This is a genomic window from Brevibacillus sp. NPDC003359, assembly GCF_042878995.1.
Taxonomy (GTDB): domain Bacteria; phylum Bacillota; class Bacilli; order Brevibacillales; family Brevibacillaceae; genus Brevibacillus.
Genome location: NZ_JBIAOR010000001.1, coordinates 1,874,354 through 1,895,588, shown reverse-complemented (window position 1 = coordinate 1,895,588; position 21,235 = coordinate 1,874,354). Strand labels below are relative to the sequence as shown.

The 21,235-nt window shown below is 47.0% G+C and carries 1 protein-coding gene (only partly in view); it reads left to right on the top strand.

Annotated elements, in window-relative coordinates:
* Positions 1-21,235: the 3' portion of an amino acid adenylation domain-containing protein gene (locus tag ACFYU8_RS08695; protein WP_390293955.1), read on the top strand. The gene continues 305 nt to the left of window position 1, outside the view; 21,235 of the gene's 21,540 nt are visible here — the last part of the coding sequence; its start codon lies beyond the left edge, outside the window; it ends in the stop codon at positions 21,233-21,235.

Sequence of the window (21,235 nt, the reverse complement as noted above, 5' to 3'; positions counted from 1 at the left end):
ACGCCTGGAGCAATCGCTTGCCATTGAGCAGGAGGACATCACACACCTAACGTCTCAGGATGTTTTGCCGTATCTCAGGAAAAAAGTAAAAGAACCCTTTTCATTGGAAAAGGGTTCTTTGCTTCGCGTTCATCTACTGTCACGCGCAGAAGAAGAGCATTTTGTCCTGATTACGATTCATCATATGATATTTGACGGACATTCCTCCGTGCTATTACTACAAGCATTAGTCCATACATATATCGAGCTGGTGGAAGGAAAACAGCCAAACGTAACACCAAATTCAACCGCTTACGCTGACTTCGTAAAGTGGGAACAGGACATGATGGCGAGCGCGGATGGTGGGGAACATCGATCTTACTGGCTGGAGCAATTGTCAGGGACGCTACCACAACTGGAGCTTCCTGCCGATCGTCCGCGTTCTTCTGTCCCAAGCTTTGAGGGGCAGGTTTTTACGCACGCATTTTCACGAGAATTGAGTCAGCAGGTGAAAAAGCTCTCCAAACATTACCGTATGAACCCATCTGTTCTCTTGTTAGGAATATTTAAAGCCTTATTGTATCGCTATACAGGGCAAACAGATGTGATTGTAGGCATGCCGACGATGGGACGTCCAGAAGAGAAATTCGATTCTCTGATCGGTTATTTTGTCAATATGATCCCCATCCGCAGTCAGGTAACAGGGGAAAAGTCATTCTCCCAGTTCATTCGGGAACTGCAGCTTACGCTGATTGACGGGTTGGATCACGCTGTCTATCCTTTTCCAGCGATGGTTCGAGAGGCAAACATTCCTCGACTTCATGGAAATTCACCTGTATTCGACATCATCTTTACGTACCAAAATTTTCTGCAATCACAAAACCTGCAGCGATTTTATGATGAATGCCAAAACAAGCTTGCCATCGAATTGATTGATGGTGTTCATCAAGAGGGTGAGTATGAATTTGAGTTAGAGGTGTTTGAGCAGGAAGCCGAGTTTGTATTGAATTTGAAATACAATCCGCATGTATTTGATCAAGCGACGATCCAGCGGATGGCAGAGCATTATCAGAATATCGCAAACGAAGTCATCAAAAATCCTGACATGACTTTGGATGAGATACCACTTATTTCTGTGGAAGAACGAAACATGCTGCTCGTGGAGTGGAATGCGACTGAAGCGGCATTCCCACAGGCTTTGTGCCTCCATGATTTGTTCGAGAAGCGAGTCCAACAAACGCCAGATGCCGTGGCTGTTGTTTATGAAAATCAGTCGTTGACCTACCGTGAATTGGATGCGCGGATTACCAAGCTGGCGATCTATTTGCAGGCCAAGGGAGCAGGTCCTGAAGCTACAGTAGGGATATGTGTCGAACGCTCTTTGGAAATGGTCATAGGCATTTTAGGCATTCTAAAAGCTGGTGCAGCTTATGTACCATTGGACCCAACCTATTCCGCAGAGCGGTTGGCATACATGGTGGAAGACAGCAAGACCGCTTTGGTGCTTACCCAGGCTCGCCTTTTGGACAAGTTATCTTCCTTCACAGGAGAAAATACGAAATGCATCGTCTTAGACAGGGGTTGGGAAGAAGTTGAGCAGACAGCCCAGCGACAAAAAACGCTCAACCGGGTAGGAAACCCAACCAATTTGGCTTATGTGATTTATACATCAGGAAGCACTGGGAAACCAAAAGGGGTCATGGTGAGTCATGAAAGTATTATCAATACCCTCTTTTTCCTTGAAGCTCGTTATCCGGTTATGGAAAACGATGTTTATCTGCTGAAAACCAACTATGTGTTTGACGTTTCTTTGTCCGAGCTGTTTGGTTGGTTCATTGGCAGAGGCCATCTGGTCATTCTTCCGCCACATGGGGAGAAGTCACCAGAGATGTTAGCCGAATATATCGTGAAGCATCGCGTGACGCATGTCAATTTTGTTCCGGCGATGCTTAATGTCTTCGTAAACGGCGTTGTGGAGAATAAGCCCTTCCTACAGCATTGTCCGCTAAAATATGTGATGGTTGCGGGCGAAGCCTTTCCAAAAGAGTTGGTGAAAAAGACGGTTGCCGCTTTTCAAAAAGCGAAGATTGAAAATATTTACGGACCAACAGAAGCCTCCATTTATGCAGCATGGTTCTCCTGCTCTGAGAATGAACTGGTCAGCAGCAATACACCGATCGGTAAACCCGTCTCTAATACGCAGCTCTACATTGTTGATCGCCATATGAATCCGGTACCAGTTGGTGTTCCAGGAGAGCTTTGTATTGCGGGAAAAGGCTTGGCTCGCGGGTATTTGAATCGCCCGGAGCTTACCGCAGAGAAGTTTGTGGATAACCCGATTACACAGGGAACCAAGTTGTATAAAACAGGTGATTTAACACGTTGGCTGCCTGATGGAACGATTGAGTATTTAGGACGAATCGATCATCAAGTAAAAATCCGAGGTTTTCGAATTGAATTGGGTGAGATCGAGAGCCAATTAAGTGCTCATCCACAGATCCAAAGCGTTGTCGTGTTAGTGAAAGAAGAGGGAGATTATAAACGGTTAGTTGCTTATTATGTTCCGAAAGCAGGTGTGAACCATGAACTGCTTGAGCCGTTAAAATTACGGGATTATTTGAGGAAAAACCTGCCAGAGTATATGCTCCCGGCATTTTTTATTTCCATGGAGAAAATCCCGTTAACGGCTAATGGAAAAGTGGATCGCACAGAGCTACTGAATCAAAAGCTTGTGGTAACACAGGCAAAGAAACAGAGCCTACCGCAATCTGATATTGAACAGCGGACATTAAAGATTTGGCAGGATGTTCTGAATGTAGAGGGGATCAGTATAGAAGATGGCTTTTTCGATGTGGGCGGAGACTCGATTTTAGCTACCATGGTTGTAGCCAAAATGACGGAAGAGTTTCAGTGCGATCTAAATGTGACCACTCTGTTTAAGTACGTCAATATTAGGGAGATTAGCGAATATATCGTAGCAGTGAAAGAGAATGAATCGGATGAGCAAGCAGATGTTGTCAATCCGAACCAAGCAACGGCGAATAGCGAAGTACAAGTGGAGGAGACTTATCCTGAATACTATGAGGATAGCATCGCGATTATTGGAATCTCTTGCCACTTCCCAGGAGCGAAAAATCATAGAGAGTTTTGGGAGAATTTACGAAACGGCGTAGAAAGTGTGCGTTTCTTCACTAATGAGGAGTTAGATCAATTACATCTGCCGGATGAATACTTACAGAATCCTAACTTTATCCCAGTGCAGTCCACCATAGAAGGGAAGGATCACTTCGATCCAGGGTTCTTCCACCTTTCAGCCAGAGACGCAGAATTTATGGACCCGCAGTTTCGACTGTTATTGACCCATTCATGGAAAGCAATGGAGGATGCAGGGTATACACCGAAACAGGTTCCGCAAACAGGTGTATTTATGTCGGCGAGCAATAGTTATTATCAAGCACTCTTGCCGCATTTCACTAAGGAATCACCGAATGTCATGAAGGACCCCAATGAATATGTATCGTGGGTTTTGGCGCAAGGTGGAACCATTCCAACGATGATTTCACATAAAATGGGGCTGAAGGGACCGAGCTTTGCCGTCCATTCCAATTGTTCTTCCTCGCTGGTTGGCTTGCATCTGGCTTATCGCAGCCTGCAATCGGGAGAATCGAAAGTGGCTTTAGTAGGGGGCGCAACTATTTTCCCTACGACTTATACAGGGTATGTTTATCAATCCGGTTTGAACTTTTCCAGTGATGGTCACTGCAAGACATTCGACGCGTCAGCTGACGGCATGATCGGTGGAGAAGGAGTCGGCGTGGTAGTCCTCAAAAAAGCTTCCGATGCGATAAAGGACGGCGATCATATTTATGCCCTCATGAGAGGAATTCGCATCAATAATGATGGGGCAGATAAAGTCGGATTTTATGCGCCAAGTATAAAAGGTCAGGCTGAGGTGATTCAGCAAGTATTAGATGACACCAAGGTTCATCCTGAAACAGTTAGCTATATTGAAGCGCATGGAACGGGCACTTATTTAGGAGATCCGATAGAATTTGCGGCGCTCAATGAAGTGTATACAAAATACACAACCAATAAACAGTACTGCGGACTTGGATCGGTTAAGACCAATATTGGACATCTTGATACAGCCGCAGGGTTAGCAGGTTGCATTAAGGTAGCATTAAGCCTATACCATAACGAAATTCCTCCATCACTAAATTATGAAAAGCCGAATCCGAATATCCATTTGGATCAGTCACCGTTTTATGTGGTAGATTCGCTCAAAAAATGGGAGGATGCACCTGTTCCCCACAGAGCGGCATTGAGTTCATTTGGTCTTGGCGGGACGAATGCACATGCCATTTTTGAACAATGGAAGGTTGGGGCAGAAGCTAAGCGTGTCAGCGGAAGCGATGATAACAGCAATCGCGTTTATTTCGTGCCGTTATCAGCTAAAAACGATGATCGCCTACAAGCGTATGCCCAGCAATTAGTGGATTTCCTTAGAGATAATAAAGAACTGCGAGTTCCGTCCGTTTATATAGCTGATTTGGCCTATACCCTCCAAGTGGGAAGAGAAGCGATGGAGAGCAGGGCTATTTTTATTGTCAAAGATACAGAAGAGCTCATTCAAAAGCTGGATGACTTTTTGAGTGGAGCCGAACAAACAGCAGGTAGCTTTAAAGGGAACGCAAAGCAAGCAAGCCATGAAGTCTCCTTATTGAAAAAGAATGAGACGAATCGTGAGCGAATTTCCAAGCTGTTTGCAGAAGGCGAGGGCGAAAAAGCAGCCGAGTTGTGGAGCAAGGGTCTTGATATCGAGTGGGAGTTCCTGTACAACGACGCAAAACCGCGTCGTATCAGCGTTCCTACCTATCCTTTTGCTGAGGAGTCCTATCGGGTTCCCGAGATGGATACGAAACCGAACAAGAATGCATATACGGAGTCGGGAGCGGATTCGGTACAGATTTCGCCAATCGCTTTCGCAACTCCAAAGCAAGAAACGCTTCTTCTACAACCGTGCTGGAACGAACAGGAGATCAACGAAAGAGCTGGTTCACCTGCTTTTGCAGAGCATCTCGTGATCGTTTGTGAATGGGCAGAGGAATTCAAAGAGCGTATCGAATCCGAAATGAACGGAGTGCGTTGCTTAGCCTTACAATCGCAATCACAGCAGGAAAGTATTGCAGAACGGTTCCATGCCTTCACCGTCCAAGTATTCACGGAAATTCAGCGAATCCTTGCCAATAAACCAAAGGGAAAAGTTCTGCTTCAGATTGTCGTGCCTGACAAGGGGGAACAGCAATGCTTCACGGCTCTCTCTGGTTTACTGAAAACGGCTCAATTGGAAAATCCCAAGCTGATTGGACAGCTCATTGAAGTGCAAGTAGAGGACCATCCAGCGGAATTGGTCAAAAAGCTGCAACAAAACAGCACCGATGAGAAAAGTAAGCACATTCGTTATCAGGATGGCAAGCGATGGGTGAGCGGCTGGACAGAAATGAAAGTTTCACAGCAAGTGGAGCATGTATGGAAAGAGGATGGCGTTTATCTGATTACTGGTGGTGCTGGCGGATTAGGCTTGATTTTTGCCCAGGAAATCGCTCAGCGAACAAAGGGAGCGACTGTGATTATCGCCGGTCGTTCTTCTTTGGATGAAGAAAAGAAAGCCAAATACAGCGCATTGAAAGCACTGGGAGCCAATATTCAATATCGCCAAGCTGATATCACACAAAAGCAGGCGGTAGAAGAATTAATTCACGCCATCAAGCAAGAGTTTGGAAGTCTCACGGGCATCATTCATGCTGCGGGTGTCATTCGCGACAGTTTTATCATTAGAAAAACGGCGGACGAACTAGAGCAAGTACTAGCGCCAAAAGTCTCTGGACTGGTTTATCTCGATGAAGCAAGCAAGGATATGGCGCTTGACTTCTTTATTCTCTTCTCCTCTGGGGTGGGATGCTTCGGGAATGCAGGGCAAGCTGATTATGCTTCCGCGAATGCCTTTATGGATCAATACGCCACGTATCGCCGTGGTTTGGTGAAAGCAGGCGAACGCCAGGGCCAAACACTCTCCATCAATTGGCCGCTGTGGAAAGATGGCGGTATGCGTATTGATGAAGCGACAGAGAAGATTATGGAGGACAGAGGCATGATCGCGATGCCGACTGCAAGCGGCATTCAGGCGCTGTATCAAGGGGTGGCTTCTGGCTCTGTGCAGATGCTGGTCATCGAGGGCAATCTCCCAATAATCAAAGAACACTTGCTAGGTACTCCTGCCTTGTCGCAGCTTGATTCCACACCAATGCAGGAAACAAAGCTATCGGTCGATGCAGGCGTGTTAAAAGATAAAACGCTCTATCAGCTAAAAATGATGTTTGGTCAAGAGACAAGAATTGGAGCAGGTAAAATCGCTATCGATGAACCGTTAGAAACATACGGAATCGATTCGATCATGGTTATCCAGCTAAATAAAAAGCTAGGTGATGTCTTTAGCGAATTGTCCAAGACCATCTTGTATGAATACCAGACTCTTGACACCCTTGCAGATTATCTCGTCGCTGATCATCATGAGGAATGCATGAAGTGGACGGGGCTTGATCGTCAGATTGCGGTCAATCGCGGCACACCAACGCCAGTGGCGCGTAGCGAACGTGAAGCAGCTAACTATGAACCGACTCGCAGTGTAGCAGTGCAATCAGGAAATCAGATAGCGCGGGAGCCGATTGCCATTATCGGAATGAGCGGACGTTATCCGAAAGCGCGGTCGTTGAACGAGTACTGGGAGAATCTGAAATCCGGAAAGGATTGCATTATAGAAATTCCGGAAGAGCGCTGGTCTCTGGATGGCTTTTTCGAGCCTAATCCAGACAAAGCTGTGGCAGAAGGAAAAAGCTATGGCAAATGGGGCGGCTTTGTAGACGGATTCGCTGACTTTGATCCGCTCTTTTTCAATATGTCACCGTGGGAAGCGATGCATTTTGATCCGCAGGAACGGTTGTTTATGGAATCGTGCTGGGAAGTGCTGGAGGATGCAGGCTATACGAGACAACAGCTTGCGGAAAAGTACAATCGACGAGTCGGAGTGTTTGGAGGCATCACAAAAACAGGGTTCAGCTTATATGGACCTGATTTATGGAAGCAGGGTGAGTTCATTTACCCTCACACATCGTTTAGCTCACTGACGAATCGTGTTTCCTATTTCCTCAACCTCCAAGGTCCGAGTATGCCGATTGATACGATGTGCTCCGCTTCGCTCACAGCGATTCATGAAGCGTGCGAGCATCTGTATAACGGGGATTGTGAACTGGCGATTGCCGGAGGAGTCAATTTGTATCTTCATCCTTCCAGTTATGTCTTTTTGTCTGCGCTGCATATGCTTTCCATAGATGGACAATGCAAAAGCTTTGGGCAAGGAGGAAACGGTTTTGTACCGGGGGAAGGCGTAGGTACAGTGCTGCTTAAACCACTGTCAAAAGCAATGGCAGATGGCGACCATATCTATGGGTTGATTCGTGGAACCAGCGTGAATCACGGCGGAAAAACCAATGGCTATACCGTACCGAATCCAACTGCTCAAGGAGAGCTGATTCGCCAGGCATTGGATAAGGCAGGGGTTCATGCCAAAGCAGTAAGCTATATCGAAGCTCACGGAACAGGCACGGAGCTTGGCGATCCGATCGAAATTACGGGTCTCATCCAAGCCTTCCGCAAGGATACGCAGGATACGGAGTATTGTGCGATTGGTTCTGTTAAATCCAATATTGGTCACTTGGAAGCGGCGGCTGGAATAGCAGGAGTGGCAAAAATATTGCTTCAAATGAAGCATCAACAGCTGGTCCCAAGCCTGCATGCCAAAGAGCTGAATCCGAATATTCCGTTTTCGAAAACGCCTTTTGTCGTTCAGCAGGACTTGACTGAATGGAAACGACCGCTCATTGAAGTGAATGGAGAAAGGAGAGAATTCCCGAGAATAGCCGGGATCTCTTCTTTCGGTGCAGGAGGGGCCAATGCACACGTCGTGATTGAGGAATATATTCCTGAGGTCAAGGAACGCCCTTTGATTACGGTCAGTCCGCAAAACCCGGCGATCATTGTCCTGTCGGCAAAAAATAAGGAGCGTCTCGTCGAACAAGTGCAAAGACTGTTAGCGTCGATTGAGGAGCAATCCTTTTCAGAAGTCGATCTGGCAGATATTGCGTATACGCTCCAAGTGGGACGCGAGGCAATGGAAGAGCGCCTGGCTCTAATGACGAGCTCGCTTACAGAACTTGCAGAGAAGTTGCAAAGCTTCCTTGCGGGTAATGACAGCATTGCCGATCTCTATCGTGGTCAGGTAAAACGCGGCAGAGAAACAGCAGATATCTTCACAGGCGATGAGGAATTGCAAGAAGCGATTGAGAAGTGGATTCAACGCAAAAAATTCTCCAAGCTTCTCGATTTCTGGGTGAAGGGCTTGAATTTTGATTGGAATAAGCTTTATGACGAGAATAAACCTCGGCGGATTAGCTTGCCTGCGTATCCTTTTGCCAGAGAGCATTACTGGCTGCCAAAACCCAAGGCACAGACGTCAACTAACACAAAAGGCACGCTTGGTCTGACTGCTTCCCTTCATCCTTTGTTGCATCAGAATACTTCGGATCTCAGTGAGCAAAGATTCACCTCTATTTTTGATGGTCAGGAATTCTTTTTAACGGATCATGTTGTAAAAGGAAAGAGAATCCTGCCTGGGGTTGCTTATCTTGAGATGGCTCGTGCTGCTGCGGATCTAGCAGCGGGATCGTTGGAAGAAGATCAATTCGCGATGGAGCTGAAAAATGTAGGATGGGTGCAACCAATTGTAGTGGAAGACGAGCCTGTTCAGGTACACATCGGCATTTATCCTGAGGATAACGGCGACCTTCGTTATGAAATATACAGTGAACCGCGAGTAGAGCAGGATGAAGTAGTAGTACACAGCCAAGGAAGTGTCGTGTTTGCTGCGCTCACTACTGCACCAACGCATAATCTCGATGCGATCAAAGCGCAATGCAGCTATCGCACGCTTCATTCTAGTCAGTGTTATGAAGCCTTTCAAACAATGGGACTCGTCTATGGTCCAGCCCATCAAGGAATTGAGCAGGTGTACGTGGGAGACGCACAAGTATTGGCCAAGTTAGCCATTCCTTCCAAAGTAGCCGAGACGCAAGGAGAATTCGTCTTGCATCCGAGTATGCTGGATTCGGCCTTACAATCCTCTATTGGATTGTTGCTTGGCGCTGGTGATACGGCGATTCTGAAGCCAATTCTGCCTTTTGCACTGGAGAAGCTGAGCATTTTTAGCCAGACTACTTCCCAGATGTGGGTATGGATTCGACAGGCTGACAGCAGTAGGACGGGAGACAAGGTACAGAAAATAGATATTGATTTGTGTGACGACCAAGGAACGGTTTGTGTGCGTATGAAGGGCTTCTCCGCACGAGTGCTGGAAGACGAAGTTGAGGCAGTGGATTCCAAAGGGAAACTCGGAACATTGCTGGTTCAACCTGAGTGGAAGGAACAAGCGGTTGTGAACAACGCCGAAGCCCCTGACTATACACAGCGCATCGTGATGATGGTTGAACCGCATCGCGTCTCTTGGAATCATCTCCAAAACTATTTGGATGGAGTACGTTACATTCCTTTGCGATCCTCACAAGAAGGCGTTGCCGAGCGTTTCATTGAGTATACGACGCAGGTATTGGAGGAAATTCAAGGGATTATCAAGCAAAAACTACGTGGCAAGGTATTGGTTCAGCTTGTCGTTCCAATGCAAGAAGAACAGCCATTTTACACCGCGTTCTCTGGATTGCTGAAAACGGCGAAATTGGAGAACCCCAACCTGATTGGACAGGTAATTGAGGTAGAAGCGGGAGACGACGAATTAGATATTGCTGAAAAAATAAAGGAGAATGTACGCTGCCCTTTGGATGTTCAGATTCGATATCAAGCTGGAAAGAGATATGTATCTGACTGGGTAGAACTGAATGCTCCCCAAGACGCGAGGATTCCATGGAAAGACAGTGGGGTTTATCTCATCACTGGCGGGGCAGGTGGACTGGGTTATATTTTTGCCAAAGAAATTGTACAGAAGGTTCAACATGCAAACCTGATTCTTACAGGACGTTCCCCATTGGATGAAGAGAAGCAAGATAAACTCCATGAATTCAGAAGATTGGGAGCAAATGTTGAATACCGCCAAGTTGATGTGACGCAGAAACAGGAAATGGCTGATTTGGTCCATACGATTCAACGGGACTATGGACGTCTTCATGGCGTTATTCATAGTGCTGGCGTGATTCGTGACAGCTATATCCTCAAGAAAAACATGGAGGAGGTCCAAACGGTTCAGGGTCCGAAGGTCACGGGTCTCATCAATCTGGATGAAGCCTGCAAGGATGTAGAACTGGATTTCTTGGTGCTGTTTTCCTCGGTGGCAGGCAGCTTGGGAAATATCGGACAAGCCGATTATGCTTGCGCCAACGCCTTTATGGACGGCTTTGCCCACTATCGCAATGGACTGGTTGCACGAAAGCAACGTCACGGACAGACATTGTCCATGAATTGGCCGTTGTGGAAAGAGGGCGGAATGCAGGCTGATGCAGATGCTGGTGACATGTTGAAGAATAGCATGGGAGTAGTCGCTATGGAGACTTCAACGGGTATTGCAGCTATGTACCAAGGTTTAGCCTCCGGAAAAGCTCAGGTTATGGTGATGACAGGCGATCTGGCAAAGCTCAAGCAAACATTGTTTTTGCAAACACCGACCAGCAAATCCCCATCGACGCATGTTCCTGTCCGATCTGAAGCTTCGGTAACGGCGGATACCAGCAACCTGCTGTATGAAGTGGAACTTGCTTTGATGCAAACGGTGTCGGAGCTGCTTCAGGTTCATACCACGGATATTGATGTCAAAGTGGAGCTGTCTGAACTCGGGTTTAATCAGGTTCTACTGACGGAATTCGCCAACAAGCTAAGTCAGCAATATAACATTGGGCTGATTCCGACTGTGTTCGTGGAGTGTCCAACACTTCAGCAGCTTGCCTCCTATTTACTGGGGGAATTTGAAGAAATGCCGGTAAAACAGATGCAGCCAGTGGCATCGATCACACCTACCAAGGTAGAGCAAAATGAAAAACAAACGATCACCAGTGTGGAACAAAATGTCCTCCACGAGAAAGCGACTCATTTTGTTAAAAAGGAATTTGCCGAGGTTCTGCAACTGCCAGTGAATCGAATAGAAGAAGATGCCTCGATGGAGACATACGGAATTGATTCGATTCTATCCATGAAATTAACCAACCAATTAGAGAAAAGCTTTGGCTCATTGCCGAAAACGTTATTTTTTGAATATCAAACCATTCAAGAATTGATTGGATATTTCTTGGATTCCTATCGAGACAAATTAATAGAAATCTTAGGTCTGAAGGAACAGCAGGAAACAGTTGTTATGGAAGAAACAGCATCCGTGACAAAAGAAGAAAACACGTCGCAAAGGCACGTGAACAGCCGTCGCGGAAGAAGTCACAAAGGCTCGCGGTTCACTTCGAAACAGAAGGAAACCCAATCAGCAAAAGGCGCTTTGGACGTTGCGATCATTGGGGTTTCTGGACGTTATCCGAAAGCGCGGAATACCCAAGAGTTTTGGAACAATCTGCGCGATGGCAAAGATTGCATTACGGAGATCCCTAAAGAGCGCTGGAACCACAGTCTGTATTTTGATGAGGATAAGAACAAGCGTGGGAAAACTTACAGCAAATGGGGCGGATTCATAGACGGTGTTGATCAATTCGATCCGCTTTTCTTCAACATCGCGCCTCTGGAAGCAGAAATCATGGACCCTCAGGAACGTTTATTCCTGGAGTGTGTGTACGAAACCTTAGAGGATGCAGGCTATACCCGCGAATCTCTCGGATCGTCCCAAGGCTTTGGCTTTGACGGTAATGTGGGTGTTTATGTGGGCATCATGTATGAAGAGTATCAGCTGTATGGCGCACAAGAAACCATAATGGGCAGACCGATGGCCCTTGGCGGAAGCTTCTCATCTGTAGCGAACCGCGTCTCTTACTTCTTTAATTTCCATGGTCCTAGCGTAGCGGTAGATACGATGTGTTCCTCTTCTCTAACAGGCATCCATTTTGCCTGCCAAAGCTTGCAACGCGGTGAATGCGAGGTTGCGATTGCAGGTGGTGTCAATGTTTCGATTCATCCGAATAAATATTTGATGCTTGGACAGGGAAAATTTGCTTCTAGCAAGGGACGATGCGAAAGCTTTGGGCTTGGCGGTGACGGCTATGTGCCTGGAGAGGGTGTCGGAGCAGTACTGCTGAAACCTCTGGCGAAAGCGATTGCCGATGGAGATCAGATTTACGGCGTGATTAAAGGAAGCGCCATTAACCATGGGGGCAAAACAAATGGTTATACCGTACCTAACCCCAATGCACAAGCGAGTGTAATTGGACGTGCCTTGAAGGAGGCAGGAATTGATCCACGGACGATCAGTTATTTGGAAGCTCACGGTACAGGCACTTCTTTAGGAGATCCTATAGAGATCGCAGGATTGACAAAAGCATTCCAAGCGTACACAACAGATAAGCAGTTTTGCTCTATCGGATCAGCGAAGTCCAATATCGGTCATTGTGAGAGTGCAGCGGGAATTGCCGGGATAACGAAGATCCTGTTGCAGCTCAAACACGGACAACTAGCACCATCCTTACATGCAGAGGTGCTAAACCCGAATATTGATTTCAGCACGACTCCATTTGTCGTACAGCAAGAGCTGGCGGAGTGGAAACGCCCTATCATTGACGGTCAGGAAATTCCAAGACGCTCGGGTGTGAGCAGCTTTGGTGCGGGTGGATCTAATGCTCATCTTGTCATTGAAGAGTACATGCCAGAATATGAGAAACGTCCAGCTATTCAAGTAAGTCACTCGAATCCAGCGATCATTCTCTTGTCAGCGAAAAATGAAAACCAGCTCCACGAACAGGCACAGCGTTTGTTAGCCGCGATCAGGGATCAGTCCATTTCTGACATGGACTTGGCGGATATTGCCTACACGCTTCAAATGGGACGAGAAGCCATGGACGAACGCCTGGCTGTAATGACCAGCTCCATTCAAGAGCTTCAGGACAAGCTGATGCAATTTGTAGATGGACAGGAAGGCACCCCAGACGTATTCCGTGGACAGGTGAAGAGCAATAAGAAGACGATCGCCGTGTTTGAAGCAGATGAAGATTTGAAAAAGGCAATCGATGCTTGGATTAGCAAAAGAAAATACGCCAAGCTGCTTGATCTGTGGGTAAGTGGAGGCGTGGTTGATTGGCAAAAGCTTTACGGTGAAAAGAAACCTCGTCGTATCAGCTTGCCTACGTATCCGTTTGCAAGAGAACGATATTGGATTCCTCAGATGGATACGCAATTTGCGCGCGAAGTTGCAGCAGCATCAGAAGGAACGCTCTTCCTTCACCCGTTGCTCCAGAAAAACACATCTGAATTGTTGGAACAGCGGTATAGTTCTACCTTCCGTGGACAGGAATTTTTCTTGGCAGATCATGTTGTGAATGGACAGCAGCTCTTACCGGGTGTTGCCTATCTCGAAATGGCACGTGAGGCAATCGACCAGTCAGCGGGAGCCCTGAGAGCGGGACAAAATGGAATTACGCTTAAAAATATTGTGTGGGCCAAGCCAATTGCTGTCGATGCTCAGCCTGTTGATGTTCACATTGGTCTTCAGCTGGAAGACAGTGGAGAGATTGGTTATCGAATCTACAGTGAGCATACAGGAAAGGGAGCAGAAGAGATTGTCCACAGTCAGGGAAGTGCCGTATTTCATTCGGTAGCCGAGACGCCAACACTTGATCTTGCTATGTTACAAGCAGCGTGCAGCCATAGCATCTTGAGCGGCAGCCAATGCTATGACATCTATAAAGCAATGGGAATCCAATACGGGCCAGCCCTGCAAGGAATGGAGCAAGTGTATAAGGGATTCGAGCAGGTGTTGGCAAAGCTGTCTTTACCTTTCGCTGTTTTGGGGACAGAAGAACAGTTTGTGCTGCATCCAAGTATGATGGATTCTGCTTTGCAGGCGGCGATTGGTTTATTTATGGGGACAGATGACAAGAGCCTCGCTCACAATCTTGATTCGCTAAAGCCAATCCTGCCTTTTGCGCTGGATGAGCTGGAAATCTTCAGTCCTTGCGTGCCACAGATGTGGGCTTATATTCGCTACAGTGATGGCAGCAGTGCTTCTGATCATGTACAGAAGCTGGATATTGACTTATGTGACGAGCAAGGAAATGTTTGCGTCAGAATGAAGCGATTTTCGTCTCGTAAGCTGGACGGTAAAATTGACGACTTCGAATCCAGAGGGGCACAAGGAATGCTGATCGTAAATCCTTGCTGGAAAGAACAAGCAGGTGTTCAAGAAACGGCGACTCCTACCTATGCACAGCATATCGTGATGATTGTGGAAGGTTTTGAATCGTCATTTGCAAGTATATCCGCCCAGATGAACGAAGTGCGCTTGATTCCTTTGCAATCCCAACAGGAAGGCATTGCGGACAGGTTCGAGACTTATGCTTCCCAAGTATTTTTGGAAATCCAAAGCATCTTCCAGCAAAAGATACTGGGCAAGGTGTTATTGCAGGTCGTCGTTCCCCACAAAGCTGAGCAATCATACGTAAGCGGACTTTCTGGATTGATGAAAACAGCTCGGCAGGAGAATCCAAATCTAGTCGGTCAATTTATTGAACTAAACCCGGGTGAACATGCGGCAGACATCGTCAACAAGCTGCAAGAGAATGCCTGCTATCCGATGGAAGACCGAATTCGCTATCAAGCGGGTAAACGCTATGTACTGGGCTGGTGCGAAACCAAGCCATTGCATGATGAGGTCACCATTCCGTGGAAAGATCAAGGAACCTATCTGATTACGGGTGGAGCAGGCGGTTTAGGGTTGATTTTCGCAAGGGAAATCGCGAGTCAAGCGAAACAGGTAACCTTAATTCTCACAGGACGTTCTCTTCTGCATGAAGATAAACAAGCAATGCTTCATGATTTGCAAAGGTCAGGGGCAAGGGTTGTCTACCGTCAAGTAGATGTGACGGACAAGCAGGAAGTCGTTCAGCTCATCCAAAGCATTCAACAGGAATTCGGAGGTCTTCGCGGCATCATCCATAGTGCGGGTGTTGTTCGTGATAACTTCATCCTGAAGAAAACGACAGAAGAATGGAGCCAAGTGGTAGCGCCTAAAGTTGCTGGTCTTACGAATCTGGATGAAGCATGCAAAGATCAGCCGCTCGATTTCTTCGTCCTCTTTTCTTCGATAGCAGGAAGTATAGGAAATGTTGGTCAAGCAGACTATGCTTGCGCCAATGCCTTTATGGATGGCTATGCGAAATATCGGAATGAACGGGTGCAGGCTAAACAACGTCAGGGTCAAACTGTCTCTATCAATTGGCCGCTCTGGAAAGAGGGCGGAATGCAAGTAGATGAAGCAGTTGAGGAGATGGTGAAACAAAGTATAGGAATGATCGCTTTGCAGACCGCGACGGGTATTCGTGCTTTTTATGAAGCCGTAGCTTCTCGAAAAGATCAGGTGATGGTAATGGAAGGAGATCTACAACGCCTCCGCGCAGCAGTGGTGGGGAGACCGAAGACAACAGAACAAGACGTCAAAGCTTCTACCGTAATACAACCATCAAGTCATCATTTGCCAAAGGAAAAAGCGATCTATTATTTCAAAAAGCTGGTCTCTTCCGTCATCAAGCTGCCCATAGATCGCATCGAAGCAGATGCCTTGTTGGAAAAGTACGGAATCGATTCGATTATGGTCATGCAATTAACGAATGAATTAGAAAAAACGTTTGGTTCGTTGTCGAAAACATTATTTTTCGAATATCAAACCATCGAAGAAATTGCGAAATACTTCCTGGCGTCGCATCGAGATCAAATGATGAGCATCCTTGGTATGGATGAGAAAGCAGCACCAACGGTTACCCCTGTTAAAAAGTCGAGTGTTGCACCAGCGATGGTTGCTGCAACGACAAAACCGATTATCAACAACCGCAGGAGCAGAGGCAACGCATTGATAGAAACGACGAGAATTACCAAACCAGCAAACGACGCCTTAGACATTGCGATTATTGGGGTCTCAGGTCGTTATCCGGAGGCTGGAAATATCAAAGAGTTCTGGCGTAACTTGCGCGATGGCAAGGATTGTGTCGCAGAAATTCCTGAAGAACGTTGGAATCACAGCCTGTTTTTTGATGCAGATAAGAAAAAGCAAGGAAAAACCTACAGCAAGTGGGGAGGCTTCCTGGACGGTGTTGATCAATTTGACCCGTTATTTTTCAATATCACACCAAGAGAGGCTGAAATCATGGACCCGCAAGAGCGCTTGTTCTTGGAATGCGTCTATGAAACATTAGAGGATGCTGGCTATACTCGTGAATCTCTCGGCTCGGCACCTGGCACGGGTCTAGGCGGTAATGTCGGGGTTTATGTCGGAGTCATGTACGAAGAATACCAGCTCTACGGAGCCCAAGAAACGATGCTCGGTAGACCGATAGCGCTCGCAGGAAGTCCAGCATCTATTGCGAATCGGGTTTCTTATTTCTGCAACTTCCATGGACCTAGCATGGCGGTAGATACCATGTGTTCTTCTTCGCTGACAACCATTCATTTGGCTTGCCAAAGTTTGCAGCAAGGGGAATGTGAGACTGCGATTGCAGGTGGTGTCAATGTTTCGATCCACCCTAATAAATACTTGATGCTTGGACAGGGCAAATTCGCATCCAGCAAAGGACGATGCGAAAGCTTTGGTATCGGCGGTGATGGTTATGTACCTGGCGAGGGAGTGGGAGCAGTCCTGCTTAAACCTCTGGCGAAAGCGATTGCCGATGGAGATCAAATTTATGGTGTGATAAAAGGAACCGCCGTTAACCATGGAGGAAAAACGAATGGTTACAATGTACCTAGCCCGAATGCCCAAGCGCGGGTTATTGGACGTGCTTTCGAAAAAGCGGGAATCGATCCACGGACGATTAGCTATCTGGAAGCGCACGGTACAGGGACCTCATTAGGTGATCCGATTGAAATTACGGGCTTAACGAAGGCTTTCCAAGCGTACACCAATGACAAACAGTTTTGTGCCATTGGATCGGCGAAGTCCAACATCGGGCATTGTGAGAGTGCAGCGGGAATTGCTGGGGTGACGAAGGTGCTATTGCAGCTCAAGCATGGACAATTAGCGCCATCCTTACATGCAGAAGTACTCAATCCGAATATAGATTTCAGCATGACGCCGTTTGTTGTTCAGCAAGAGCTAGCGGAGTGGAAACGCCCTGTCATTGAGGGGCGGGAAGCTCCACGACGTGCCGGTGTGAGCAGTTTTGGTGCGGGCGGATCGAATGCTCATGTGTTGATTGAAGAATATATGCCAAAAACGCAAGAGCAGCCTGCTGTAATGGCAAGTCCGCAAAATCCCGCATTGATTCTCTTATCGGCTAAGAATGAACAACAGCTTCATCAGAGGGTCCAACGTCTGCTCGGAGCCATTGAGGAACAGGGATTGTCCGATACGGATTTAGCTGAAATAGCGTATACCCTTCAAGTGGGCCGAGAAGCGATGGAAGAACGTTTGGCTGTGATCGCGGGCTCGATGATTGAACTTGAAGAGAAATTGAAGCAATTCATGGGAAGACAGAAGGACACAGAAGACCTTTACCACGGACAGGTAAAACGTCATAAAGAGACCTTGGCAATCTTTGCAGCAGATGAGGATCTGCCGCAAATGATTGATTCCTGGATGAACAAAGGCAAATACGGCAAATTGCTGGACGTTTGGGTCAAAGGGCTGAACATTGACTGGAACAGCTTGTATGGTGAGAGGAAGCCTCGCCGGATTAGTCTTCCAACCTATCCGTTTAGTAAAGAAGCATATTGGGTGCCTGGTGGATATACACCATTTACAGGTGCAGCATCCATATCCACCTATGAGGAGCTTCCCATTCAGCCAGACATGCGTTTTGTGAAAAAGCAATGGAAGGCTTGCACAGCGATGCCAACCAAAGTAGCTCATCGAACGGTTGGTATTTTCACAACGGATGAAACGAAGCAATTGGCGATTCGATTGTCTAACCATTTCGCTAAGAGTGAAATCCTAGAGCTGAACGAGCTCGAATCACGATTCCATCAGGATGAGATGGAGTGGAAAAACTATGATGGCGTCATAGATTTGATCGGTTGTGGACATCAGCAGACTGATTTGTTGTCTTGGATTCCATGGTTGCAACAACTCATTGAGAATGGTCATAAGGAAGGCTTGAAGCTATTGGGTGTGACAAAAGGCTTGGAGTCTTACCAGAATGACTCTGTCAATTTGTCCGGCGCCTCACGTGTTGGTTTGTATCGCATGCTGCAAAGTGAATATAAGCATCTGCAATCACGCCATGTGGATCTGGAGCCATCGGCTGATGTAGAAGAACTTGCGCGACAGATTGCAGCAGAGTTTCTCATGGATGATCAGGAAACAGAGGTTTGCTACCGATCGGGTGAGCGTTACAGCGCTTATCTTCAGGAAGCGATGGTAGCAGACAGTCAGGAGTCAGCGCTTGTTTTCCCAGAGAACCATGTTCTATTGATCACTGGCGGTACACGAGGGCTTGGATATTTATGTGCCAAGCATTTTGTAGAGCGTTATGGTGTCAAAAAACTGGTGCTCACAGGGCGAGAAAGTCTACCGCCGCGCGAGCAATGGGGAGCCTATCAGCAGCAAAGCAATTCTGTAGCAGAGAAAATTCAGGCGATACAAGCTTTGGAAGCGCAAGGCGTACAGGTTCAAGTTTTAGCTGTATCCTTAACCGATGAAGAGGCTTGGCAACAGCATTTGCAGGATTTGAAGCAGACGATGGGTCCTATTGGCGGGGTGATTCATTGCGCTGGTTATAGCGATGATCAAAATCCTGCGTTTATTCGGAAATCGACTGCTGGAATTCAGCAGGTATTACAACCGAAAGTGGCTGGGTTGCATACGATTTATCAAAACTGCAAGGGCGAGCCCCTACAGTTCTTCGTTCTCTTTTCATCTGTTTCGGCAATCATTCCATCCTTGGCAGCAGGACAGAGTGATTATGCGTTAGCCAATGCCTATATGGATTATTTTGCTTTCGCACATGCTGATGCTTGCCCAATCATTAGCATACAGTGGCCGAGTTGGAAGGAAACAGGAATAGGTGCCGTTACGACCAAAGCCTATCAACAAACAGGACTGGTACACCTCACTGACGAGCAAGGCTTGCGATTGTTGGATCAAATTCTTTTGAAAAAGATAGGTCCCGTTGTTTTGCCGGCCGTAATTAACCAAGAGTTGTGGGAACCCCATCAATTGATGCGACACAAAAAGCAAGAAGTTTCTGTTGCGAACTTGTCGTCTCATCGTCCAACAGCAGGCAAGCCGACGCAAAGCTTAGTTGATCTTGTGAAGACAGCGCAGACAAGACTGATTGAGCTATTTGCGAAGGAGTTGAAACTAGACCCTGCCAGGTTGGAGATAGATAAAAAGTTTCCGGACTATGGGATCGATTCGGTGTTACTGGCTCAAGTCATGAATGAGATCAGTAAATGGTTAGGTAAGGACTTGGATCCGACGATTTTATATGAATATCCCACCATAGAAACACTTGGAGAATGGATTGTCAGCAATCACGGTGATTCCATCGCTGACGATCTGACGTTGGCTTCTCCTGAAATGAGCGACGATTCGGAGATTCAGTCCATCCATAGTGAGACTGTGAAAAGCCAGATGGTGAGTATGAGTAGTCAGACTGCTCCATTTAGGGAGGCAAGTCCAACTGACATTGCAGTAGTAGGGCTATCTTGCCGTTTTCCGGGTGCTCGTAACGTGGAAGAATATTGGAAATTGTTAGCGGATGGTCGTTCAGCCATTGGTTCCGTGCCCAAGGAACGCTGGGGTTATGAAAATTCCTATCATGCGGGACTTCTGGACGATATTAATGCTTTTGATCCTGCTTTCTTCCTGATAGCAAAAGAAGATGCCAAGGCAATGGACCCGCAAGCTTTATTGGTATTGGAGGAAAGTCTTCATCTATGGCATCAAGCTGGATACACACCGAAGGACATCAAGGGAAAATCGGTAGGTGTCTACATTGGAGCAAGAAGTAACCATCGCCCAAGCGAAGAGCGTCTTCATCAAACACAAAACCCGATTATGACCGTGGGACAAAACTATTTGGCTACAAATATTTCCCAGTTCTTCGATCTTAGAGGTCCTAGTATGGTCATCGATACCGCATGCTCTTCGGCACTGGTCGGGATGAATATGGCGATTCATTCACTTCGTAGTGGAGAGATTGGGGCTGCTATCGTCGGCGGGGTTAACGTATTAAACGGTGATGAAGCGCATCGGATGTTCCACCAAAGAGGAATTTTAAGCGAAGAGCCAGCCTTCCATATTTTTGACAGGCGTGCGGGCGGACTCGTATTGGGAGAAGGCGTAGGAATGGTTCTATTGAAGACCGTGGAGCAAGCACTGGCTGATGGTGATGAAATACATGCCGTCATCAAGGGAGTAGCGGTCAACAATGATGGACGAACAGCAGGTCCTGCCACACCGAATTTGCAAGCCCAAAAAGAGGTTATGCAGTCGGCACTGGCTAAAGCTGGCGTGAAGCCGGAACAAATCAGCTATATAGAAGCGAATGGATCGGGTTCAGAGGTTACAGATTTACTTGAACTCAAAGCTATTCAGTCTGTCTATCGCTCATCGAATACGGTCGTTTGCGGATTAGGATCGATCAAGCCAAATATCGGTCATCCCTTATGTGCAGAAGGGATTGCCAGTTTGATAAAAGTCGTGCTGATGCTGAAACACCAACAATTGGTCCCGTTCCTATCAGGGCAAGAGCGGATGACCCATTTCGATATGGAGTCAACGCCTTTTTATTTTCATCGACAGCTTTCTGAATGGAACGATTCGCCCCGAACGGCAGCGATAAATTGTTTCGCAGATGGGGGAACCAACGCCAACGTCGTTTTACAATCCTGGGAGGAGACAGTCTCACGTCCGAACCAACGACATCCGATTGCACCTCCGACTCTAAACCGATTTGACGTCTATCGTGAAGAAGCAGATCGTTCAACAGAAACACTGACATATCTGAGCCAGAAACCTAACCATACGACCAGTATTTGGAAGCTACAAATAGTGGAGGGATAA